Annotated in this window: 5 protein-coding genes and 1 pseudogene; 3 read left to right on the top strand and 3 right to left on the bottom strand. The window is 62.0% G+C overall.

What is annotated here, in order from left to right; genetic code table 11:
• Positions 1 to 195: 195 nt before the first annotated feature.
• Positions 196 to 663 carry a helix-turn-helix domain-containing protein gene (locus tag DI526_RS22810; protein WP_304283153.1) on the bottom strand — a complete coding sequence of 156 codons (468 nt, stop codon included), beginning with the start codon at positions 661 to 663 and terminating at the stop codon, positions 196 to 198.
• A gap of 301 nt (positions 664 to 964) precedes the next feature.
• Between DI526_RS22810 and DI526_RS22805 the strand changes: the two genes are divergently transcribed.
• The gene (locus tag DI526_RS22805) at positions 965 to 1,141 is read left to right on the top strand and encodes a DUF1427 family protein (protein ID WP_369692065.1); all 177 of its coding nucleotides are present in this window, start codon (positions 965 to 967) and stop codon (positions 1,139 to 1,141) included.
• A 203-nt stretch (positions 1,142 to 1,344) separates the two neighbouring features.
• On the top strand, positions 1,345 to 2,016 hold the full coding sequence (locus DI526_RS22800; protein WP_369692064.1) for an alpha/beta fold hydrolase: 672 nt from the start codon (positions 1,345 to 1,347) through the stop codon (positions 2,014 to 2,016).
• Positions 2,017 to 2,137: 121 nt separating this feature from the next.
• Here the strand turns inward: DI526_RS22800 and DI526_RS22795 are convergent.
• A pseudogene (locus DI526_RS22795) lies at positions 2,138 to 2,716 on the bottom strand (PAS domain-containing protein); the annotation flags it as partial.
• A gap of 800 nt (positions 2,717 to 3,516) precedes the next feature.
• Entirely contained in the window at positions 3,517 to 4,074 is a 558-nt protein-coding gene (locus tag DI526_RS22790) for a hypothetical protein (RefSeq protein ID WP_304283150.1), read from the bottom strand.
• Positions 4,075 to 4,906: 832 nt separating this feature from the next.
• On the opposite strand from DI526_RS22790, the gene DI526_RS22785 reads away from it, so the two are divergent.
• On the top strand, positions 4,907 to 5,272 hold the full coding sequence (locus DI526_RS22785; RefSeq protein WP_304283148.1) for a hypothetical protein: 366 nt from the start codon (positions 4,907 to 4,909) through the stop codon (positions 5,270 to 5,272).
• Positions 5,273 to 6,255: the final 983 nt, after the last annotated feature.

Genomic DNA, 6,255 nt, shown 5'->3' with positions numbered 1-6,255 from the left:
GGCGATGCCTATCACGCCTTCCCACCGTGCCGCACGACCAGGGAGAGCTGACTCTTCTGAGAAGTTCGCAATGGCCGCTTTCAGTAAGCGCCACGCTCGCTCGCATCGCTTGGCTGCGGTAAGCCGCTTCGAGGTGTCGGCCTGCCCTTGAAGGAAATGAGCAAGGCCGAAACGCCGAGACAGGGGGCTTAGATACTAGCAGGCGGCCGTGACGTGGCTCTGTTCGATGGGCTGCGCGGCTAGCCGACGCCATGCCGAAGGCGTGGACCCGATTAGTCCTCCGAACGTGCGTGTAAAATGGGCTTGGTCTGTGAAGCCGCAAGCCAGCGCGATCTGGCAAAGGCTTGATCGGCTCCGGATCATCATCGATTGGGCGCGGGCTACGCGGCGGCGGGCGACAAACTGCGAGAATGTCATTCCAAATGACTGCCTAAAACGGCGCGAGAAATAGCTGGGGCTCAGTTTGGCTTGCTCCGCCGCCCCCTTTATCGACGGCCGGCCATCGAGTCCGCTTTCGACGTATTCGCGGACGCGCTGGGTTTGCCACGGAAGGAGGCCCCCTAACCGCAAATACCCGGAAGAGGACGCTCTGTGCCTGGTGAACGAGGTCGGCAGGCTTATGGTGTCCGAGCCTCGACTATCGCTGATTTGCAGTTGGCTCATTTGCTTTGCTCGAAAGGAGTATTCGCTAATGATCCTAAGCGGATGGAGCGCGAGACGCGTGTAAAGCCCAGTAAACGGCAGTCAATCTTCGCGAAGCTGGCGCCTTGTGCAGCGTCCTTGCCGCGCCAACGCGATTTCCGTCTGCCTGCGCTGGCAGGCGAGCGAGCAACCGATCTGTTCAAGCCACGACGCTCAGGGCGGCCGAAATCGACATGTGTCACAATCGGTCGCGGCGTTCCTTGCAATTTCCGCTGTCTCTCGTCCCGGGCAATGGCGGCTCACATCTTGATGGAGCGATCCCATGAGGCCTTACCTGCTGTCGATCGGCTCGGGGCTGCTTGTGGGCGTTCTCTATGGACTAATGGGCGTGCGCTCTCCGGCGCCTCCCGCCATCGCGCTGCTCGGGCTCCTTGCAATGCTTCTCGGTGAACAGGGGGGGGGCCGATCGTCAGAAGGCTCGTCGCCGGCGCGCCGATGATCGCGTTCATAGCGACCGACTGCGCCGAGCAAGTCCTTGGACCGCAGGCTGTCGCCGACAGGGGAAGCAGCGATCCCCAGCCTGAGACGTGAGCCCTTTTCGGAAACCTTGAGTTTCTGATCGCCCGCTCGTGGCCCTGGCCCTCGCGGGCTAGACCGCTGCCGTACGGCGGGCGGCTTTTCTGTCTTATCTGGAGTTCCAACATGACATACGACCGCTTGACGCGACGAGGCGCCCTGACGGGCGCGGCCGATCTGATGGCGTCAGGCCTAGCCGCAGCGACCAGCCCGGCGCTGGGGGACGCGCCTCAGGCGGAGGGCTACGCGACCGTCCCCGGCGGCAGGATCTATTGGCGGAAGTTCGGCGACGGACCCAAGACGCCGCTTCTGACTCTGCACGGTGGGCCCGGATCCTCCCATCAATACCTCCTGCCCCTGCAGGCGTTGGCCGACGAACGGCCGGTAATCTTCTATGACCAGCTCGGCTGCGGACGGGCCGACGCGCCCGAAGAGGAGAGCGCCTATTCGATCCAGCGCTCGGTCGATGAACTCGACGCGGTCCGCGCCGCGCTTAGGCTCGACCGGGTTGCGTTGCTGGGACACTCGTGGGGCGCGGTCTTGGCGGTCGAGTATCTCTGCCAGGGCCGCGGCCAAGGCGTGGAGCGGTTGGTGCTGAGCGGCGCCACCGCCAGCATCCCGCAGGCCGTCGCCGGCTTTCAACGCCTCTTCGCGACGATGCCAAACGGCTGTGGGTTATGTCCCGGGTCCAGGTCTCCATCATCTGTGGGACGTCGTCGGGGTGGTATAGATCCAGGAAACCCCATTCCAGGATCTTGTCCGCGGGCTCGCCCGCGTAGTCGCGCCAGCTTCGATTGATGAAGTCGGCGCTGCCGTCGGGACGCGCCGACCACACGAGGACCGGCAGTGAATTTATGATGAGGTCGAGGTTCTGCTCGCTGGCCCGCAAGGCCGCCTGAGCGGTCTCGAGCGCTGCTTCGGCGCGTTTTCGGTCCTCGATGTCGGTTCCAACGCCATACCACTTGATGACATTGCCCTGCGCGTCCAGCAGCGGATTCTGCCGCAGGACGAACCAGCGGCATTCGCCGTCCGCCCGTCGCATGCGGCATTCGACTGGGCGGGGGCGCTTGGTGGCCATGATCTCCTGCCAAGCCGCCAGCAGGTAATCCACGTCGTCGGGGTGGAAGATCGGCCAGAAGCCCTGGCCCCCAATCTCTTCGGCGGTCCAGCCAACGTAGTCGACGAAGTTCTGGTTGCAGAAGTCCAGCAGTCCATCCGGCGTGGTCGACCAGGCCATGGCCGGGATAGTGTTGATCGTCAGGTGCAGGCGCCACTCATTTTCCGCGAGCGCTTCCGCCGAGATCGGCTTTTCGCGAGGATCATCGGGCGGCCGGCGATCGCTGAGTTCGCGCACTTCGCGGCAGGCAAGGCTGGTCTGGGCGGACGCGATCTTCAGCTTCGCCAGCTCGATCGCGTCAGGGAAGTCCGGCCGGCTCGCACCCGCTATGATCTCGCCCAGGCTCGCCCCGACACCCAGCGGACATCGAAGCAGGTTCATCTTCAGGCCTGCGATGGCCACCGCGCTCGCAGGCCCCGGCCCATGGTCCGTGGGCTGCTCCAGAGCGGCTCGGACGTCTTCGGGCGAGGCGACAGCCGTGAGCGCGCGCCCGAGCCTAACCCGCGGATCTGCGCTTAGTCTGTCGAACGCCTGGTCGGCGGTGAAACGCCCTCCGATCGGGCAGTAGCCGCACGTACCATTAGTCATGCATTGGGGCTGGTCGTTGATCGCGACCGTGTTTCTCGCCACAGGCATGTGCTGATAACAGATGCCCATGCGATCAAGCGCTTGGACAATCGGGCCGGCGGTCATCGGCAGCGCGGCGGCCGCCATAGGATAGGGCGTGCTACGCCAGTCGCGCTGGTCAGGCGTGACATCGCCGGCGACCTGCAGGTAGCGCTCGGCCTGAACGTAGTACGGCTCCAGGTCGGCGTAGCCGTAGGGCCAATCGCACCCCCTTCCGGTATTGGTGCTCTGCAAGAAGTCCTCAGGCATGAACCGAGGGGCCCAACCACCCCAATGCAAGGTCGAGCCGCCCCGGCCGAACAGACGCCCGCCGACGATGTTCCAAGGGTTCGGGCCCTTGGCCACGAAGTCGGACGGATCATCATAGAGCTTGGCGTAGGGCGTGACGCCAGTCGTCACCACATCCAGCCACAGGCGAGGATCCCGCATGGGCACCGGCGGCCCCGCCTCCAGAATCACCAGCTTTTGAACGCCTACGGCGAGAAGCTGTTCGGCGACCAGACCTCCGGCGACACCGCCGCCGACCACCACGACTTCGGCATCTATCGACATGGTCAGATCCCTCGATAGGGCAAGTGGTTGGGATCGTCGAACGGGCCGCCCGCAAAGCCGGGGAAGAGCCACCAGCCGTAGGCTCTGAAAGCGCCCTGCGAGACATAGAGGTTGGCAAATTCCTGTATCGCCCACGCCCGGACGACCTCCCAGTTTTGAGGCGGCGAAGCGGGATTGGGCGTGTAGAGATAGGCCAGCGCTCCCTTGGGGCCATACTGACGGCTCAGGGACGTATAGAGCGCCGTCGTCATCCGATAGAGCGTGTAGTAGCTCGGCGTCTGGGTGGTCTTCAGCGCCACGAGATCCTTGAAACGGGAGCGATCCAAGGTGGAACGTGCGGCCAATCTCCAAGCTTCGCCGATATAAGAGATGATGCTCCAGAGCTGATCGATATCGGCCTGGTCGAGCACTCCGGTGACCTTGGGCGAAGGCAAGGGCGGCGCGCTGACAACCTGCGCGGCCGACCGCATGTGTCGCGACAGATCATGGCTGGGGCTTTTGAAGTCAGCAGCGCCCGGCTGTACGTACGCTGCCTGCGCGGAAAGAAATTGCGTTGACAACGCCACCTCCTCCACTGCCCGGTTGTACCACTATAAATGGTATTATGATATAATGCAACCTTCTGGAGCGTGTGGCCCTCTTGCGCGCGCGTCGATCTCGCAGAGTTTTGGCGCTAGCCCATCGCGGCGCGTCTTAGAGCTGGCCCAGAGAGCCGGCACGACTTGGACCAACGACGCATCGGTTTGCGATGGAGCCACTGGCCAGGACAGCATCCCTCCAAGAACGTCACGTTCAGCGGCGCGCCTTCTCGCCCGAGCGCAAATCTCTACAGCGCGGAGACAATGCGGCTGTTTGCGGTTCAATGCTTTCCGGTTCTGTTCTCAAAAATCAGGACGATGATGGGGGGGGCAATTGGGGGGGCGTTAAATAGCCGCCGCTCCTGGCTGAATTTCGATCATTGGTCACGTTTGAAGGGGAGCCAACGCGGTGTTGCCGCCGGCAGCAGGCTTGAACTAGTCAAGTTCGGGTGGTTGATCCGGTTAGAAGGCTAGCAATCCATTCCAATCAGCGCGACCTAAAGGCGAGGCAGCCTTAATGAGATGGCGCGATTGCATGATTTCACGTTCTAGGTTCGTGACGACCTCGCTGCTCCTCCTAATGGCGTTAAGTTCGAATGGGTGTGAGCGACGGACGAAGCATGAGGCGATGATCCTAGCTCAGGCGAAAGACCTGGTAAGTCGAGAGGTGGGTGATGGCGCAAAGGTAAGAATCCAGGCCGCATCTCTCGCGGCCGGAGGTTCTTCAATTTGCGGGTAGCGCTCATGACTCCGTGTCTGGGCCTATTCATTCTCTATGGGGAAATGTTACGGGCATAAAAAAGATTATGTTAAGGTGTCCGTTGGTGAAAAGATCGACCTATTTCATCTTTCGGAATATGACGATAATGGCGATGGATACTTGACCATCGACGATGACATTGTCGCGTCACTTGGCATCCTGATGCCGGCTTCTCCGGATGCTCCTAGCTACCTGCGAGCATTTAGGCCTTCTGACGCAATCGACGTGATGACTGGCGCAAATGCTGACGGTCAGTTCGTCGAGGTTGGCGCGACCGAGGAGTTCTACAACGTAGTGAACATAGGACCCTCTGTTGCAGCTTATGCGGCCCAAGTTTCATACCTCGGTAGTCGGGAGCAGCAGGTCAAGCTTGTCGCGCCGGTCGATCAAGGTGGGGGGGGCGCTCTGATCGCAGGTTGAGGTTTACTTGCTCGTATGGCCTCTCAATGCGGTCCGAGCGCGGCTCTGGTAGCTCGGTCGGTGGTGTCCGTAGTTCTTCTCGATCATTGAAGGGCTCATTCCGGTGTATGCCGCCGCCTCCCAGGTCGTCACGTCGGCCTCCATCAGCCAAGTTAGGCAGGTGTGTCGCATCCAATGTGGCGTAATTTCACCTTGGGGGCCGGCGTCTCGGACGATTCCTTCGAAGCCGGTCCGGATTCGGCCAGCGAGCGGACGGCCGCCGTGGTGCAGGACGGTGTCCGCCATGTGTCAATGCCACGGTTGCGGCGGGCGCCATCCGTAGCCGAGCGCTTGCGGATCAACTCCCGCCCCGCGCAGGGCTTCTATTGCTTCCCAGCGAAATCAATCGGCCAGATTTTGAGGCTCCCACACGCCGCTGACCCCGAGCTGGGCCAAGCGCGCACCACATCGCGGACAGGGCGTGCGGCGCTGGATCTCGGCCAAGGTCAGGCCTAGGAGAGGTTTGGCCCGGCCCAACATAGTGTCTCGTCGCCACGTCTTAGCGGCGCCACACGCGAGGCAGCGAAACATCAGCTCAACTTCTCCAGAAGTGGTACGGCATCGAAGTTGGCTGAACGGGTGTGGCGACGGGGCAATGGTCGCCTCCGCACTTAGTCGCGCGCTTTCCAACGCGTGGGGTAGGCATGAGGATGTCTCCGATGTTCTCTTTCCGCGCATGGCCCGGAGTCAAGGAGCGAGTCGAGGGAGATCTTCAAACTGGGAAGCCCGCGTTCCGATCACCTCGATCCCGACATCAGAACGCTCATTCTGGAGGGCAATCTGGTGGGCAGCAGGGAACGCGGCGAACATCGCACCGGTAGGTGTAATTGCTAAGATGCTGACCTTAGGGGGAAATGTGAGTGGTGGATGCGACAGGGATTGAACCTGTGACCCCCTCGGTGTGAACAACCGCCGATCTAGCTGAAATCCAAGAAGAATCGGGC

The organism is Caulobacter segnis (genome assembly GCF_003243465.1).
In the GTDB taxonomy this organism is placed as follows: Bacteria; Pseudomonadota; Alphaproteobacteria; order Caulobacterales; family Caulobacteraceae; genus Caulobacter; species Caulobacter segnis_A.
This window is presented reverse-complemented; position numbering and strand designations above follow the sequence as displayed.